The sequence below is a fragment of the Oceanispirochaeta sp. M1 genome, assembly GCF_003346715.1.
In the GTDB taxonomy this organism is placed as follows: domain Bacteria; phylum Spirochaetota; class Spirochaetia; order DSM-2461; family DSM-2461; genus Oceanispirochaeta.
Genome location: NZ_QQPQ01000098.1, coordinates 1 through 3,169, shown reverse-complemented (window position 1 = coordinate 3,169; position 3,169 = coordinate 1). Strand labels below are relative to the sequence as shown.

The following is a 3,169-nucleotide window of genomic DNA, read 5'->3' as shown; positions in this document are numbered from 1 at the left end:
ACAATATTTGATTCCGGACTTGCTGCCAAAAGTGGCAGGTTTAAACCGGAATGGGGTGGCAGGATAAATCCGGATTACCCGGCAAGTTTAATCCGGAATGGGTGGCAGGATTAAACCGGATTTTCCATTCTGATTCTTTGCAAATAGCAATAGATGATATGAGAGATCTTATTTCTTCTTTAAATACTCTTGAAGTACATCGCTTCAGTTTTAAAGAAGTGCTTCAGGATATTATCAGGAGAGTCAATGAACAAAGTGAGATTCCTGTTACATTGTCTATGAGTGAGGACTTAAAATTAAAATCAATTTCTCCTGAAATATCTCTTCATATTATTCGTTTATGTCAGGAAGCAGTTTCAAATGCGATTAGACATGCAGAGGCAAGCTACATTTCATTAAGAATCAGTACAAGAGGTTATGAACTCAAAATCAGGATCACTGACAATGGAAAAGGATTTGACCAATCTGATTCAAATAACTCAAATGGAATAGGAATTATCTCTATGAGAGAACGTGTAAGACAGTGCAATTGTTTTTTGAAGATTACACCTCATAAGGGAGCAGGGACTGAAGTTTTTGCATCTATACCACTCAGGGAGGATATTGTATGAAAGTCTGTATTGTTGATGATCATCCTTCAATGGTGAGTGGGGTTCAGAATATTGTATCCAGTATTCCCCAATCAGAAATCTTGTGGACTGCAAATTCCATAAAGGAAACAGTATCAAAACTTAATGGTTCAGATATTCCAGAGATCATAATTATGGATATCTCATTTCCTGATGGTGATGGATTTTATTTGGCAGAAATAGTGAAGCAGAAGTATCCAGAAATAAAGATTCTTTTTTTGAGCATGCATAATCAATTTGATTTTGTCATCAAAGCAGTGAAGTCTCAGGCAAATGGATATCTGACAAAAGACTGCAGCGATAAGGAAATCCTTGCAGCTGTAGATGCTGTTTATAATGATAACATCTATTATTCTCAGAAGATCTTACAGCTTATTAATCAAGTAATAGCTCAATCAACTCTCAGCACATTTATTCCGGAAGCGAGCCCCTATAATTTGCTGTCTGATAGAGAAAAAGAAGTTTTTGAAAAACTCAGCCATCAGCTCTCAATCAAAGAGATAGCCTATGATCTTAAGATATCAAATAAAACTGTCTTTGCTCATAGGCAGAATATTTATAAAAAACTAGCTATTCATGATCAGCAAGATCTTGATGAAATTGCAGTTGAGATAGGTATTCTTTAGAGATTGTAAATCATTGCTCAATTTTAGCAGGTTTACAATTTTGCATCTTTTTGGCTTGTCAGTATAAGAAATATTCTAATTGTGATGAGAACAAGTACTCTATAAAATATAATTGACCACTTTTTTTGTTTTGTTCAAAGATTTTTTAATGGAGTAATCAACTTGAAAAATTTCTACTTAACTTTTAAGACCATATTTACAATTTCATTACTTGTTTTAGTCACACTTATTTTAGCTACCAGCTGTCGTAATCCAATTGTGAAACTAGGTTCGTATCAAGTGATTTATGACGGGAATGGTGCAGATGGTGGTGATGTCCCAATAGATGAAAATGGTTCTCTACCTAAGGATACTAGAGCATACTCAGAAGGTGATGAAGTCGTAGTTTTAGATTCAAGTAACCTTACTAAAACAGGGTATAAATTTAATTTCTGGAATACTAAGGCAGATGGATCGGGAATTTTATATACACCCGGTGAAACCTTAATAATGGACAAAGAAAATATAACTCTTTATGCTCAATGGCTGATAATTCAAACGTATAATATTATCTATTCAGGGAATGAATATGCAGGGCTTGAACTTGTTATTGATTATACATCTTATTCAGAAGGCTCGCCAGTTACAATTTTAGATAAAGGAAATATGATCTTTGATGGATATGCTTTCTTGGGATGGAATCCTGATTCAGATGGAGAAGAAGCAATTTATACGGCTGGAGAGATTATTAACATGCCAGGTCATAACTTATCTCTTTATGCTGTCTGGACTCAGTTGCCAACATTTTCAATTACTTACAATGGTAACCAATATTCAGGATTGAATGTACCAACTGATGGAAATCAATATTTGGAAGGAACAGAGGTTACTGTTTTAGACCAAGGAGATATGATCCTTGATGGGTATTCTTTTGTTGGATGGAATACAGATTCAGAGAGAACAATGGCGGTTTATACCGCAGGCCAGAAAATCGATATGCCGGCTTATGATGAAACTCTGTATGCAGTCTGGACTCAGCTACCCACTTATTCTATCAATTATGAAGGTAATCAATATAAAGGTTCAGATGTTCCGGAGGATAACAATCAATATATAGCAGGTAGTTTGATCAAAGTACCAAATCAAGGAGAAATGATCCTGGAAGGTTATACTTGTACTGGATGGGATACTGAAGCAGATGGCTCCGGAACTTTCTATTTGATCGGATCAGAAATCAGTATGCCTGATAATGATATTACTCTTTATGCTCAGTGGGAAATTATTCCTATCTTAGAGCTACAATTATCTGAAATTGAAAATTCAGTTTTAATAGAAGATCAGATACAACTCTCATGGGAGTATTTACCCAAAGGTGTTATCGGACAGAATGTTTCCTTCTCCTCTAGTGATGAAACAATATTAACGATTACAGATAATGGAATCGTTGAAGCATTAAACGAAGGTACAGCTGTTATTTCAATAAGCTCATCCGATGGTATATTTGAAGATGAAATTGAAATCTGTGTTTTACCAACATTTATTGGTTGTATAGACCTTTATAATTCAGGGGCATTAAGTGTCAATATTCCAATATCGTCAAGTAATAGTTCTTCAAATATTATTGATTGGGGGGATGGAACACGATCCACTTGGACAACATCTTCTGGATTAGCACATAGTTACAGTGAAACAGGATGGTATGATGTCAGGATTGGAGGAGATTTTATTTGGTTCGGCATTAATTCAAGTAAATTTTCTCGCTTCTTCAGTAGAATCGAAAACTGGGGGGGGTAGTCTTAAATGGTAGTTGGATCGGCAACCCCTTTTAGGACACTATTTTCTCGGACATCAAAGTTTTGTATTCCACTGGTGTTAAATACCCCAGAGACCCATGAATCCTTTTATTATTATACCAATTTACATAATCATATAGTT

The 3,169-nt window shown here is 35.2% G+C and carries 4 protein-coding genes; 3 read left to right on the top strand and 1 reads right to left on the bottom strand.

What is annotated here, in order from left to right:
* The first annotated feature begins 137 nt into the window (after nt 1-137).
* From DV872_RS25820 to DV872_RS25810, 3 genes are all read left to right on the top strand, one after another.
* A complete protein-coding gene (locus tag DV872_RS25820) occupies nt 138-611 on the top strand; it encodes a sensor histidine kinase (RefSeq protein WP_230391695.1) in 474 nt (157 codons plus the stop codon).
* The gene (locus tag DV872_RS25815; protein ID WP_114632858.1) at nt 608-1,255 is read left to right on the top strand and encodes a response regulator transcription factor; all 648 of its coding nucleotides are present in this window, start codon (nt 608-610) and stop codon (nt 1,253-1,255) included. Before DV872_RS25820 ends, DV872_RS25815 begins: the two co-directional genes overlap by 4 nt.
* 162 nt (nt 1,256-1,417) lie before the next feature.
* Nucleotides 1,418-3,028 carry an InlB B-repeat-containing protein gene (locus tag DV872_RS25810; protein WP_114632857.1) on the top strand — a complete coding sequence of 537 codons (1,611 nt, stop codon included), beginning with the start codon at nt 1,418-1,420 and terminating at the stop codon, nt 3,026-3,028.
* 31 nt (nt 3,029-3,059) lie between these two features.
* Here DV872_RS25810 and DV872_RS25805 read toward each other — a convergent pair.
* The coding region (locus DV872_RS25805; RefSeq protein ID WP_147283199.1) for an IS3 family transposase at nt 3,060-3,169 on the bottom strand (110 nt) is incomplete at its 5' end.

What these genes read in the sequence shown, in the direction of transcription:
- DV872_RS25815 (WP_114632858.1), top strand. Translation starts at nt 608, where the DNA reads ATGAAAGTCTGTATTGTTGATGATCATCCTTCAATGGTGAGTGGGGTT.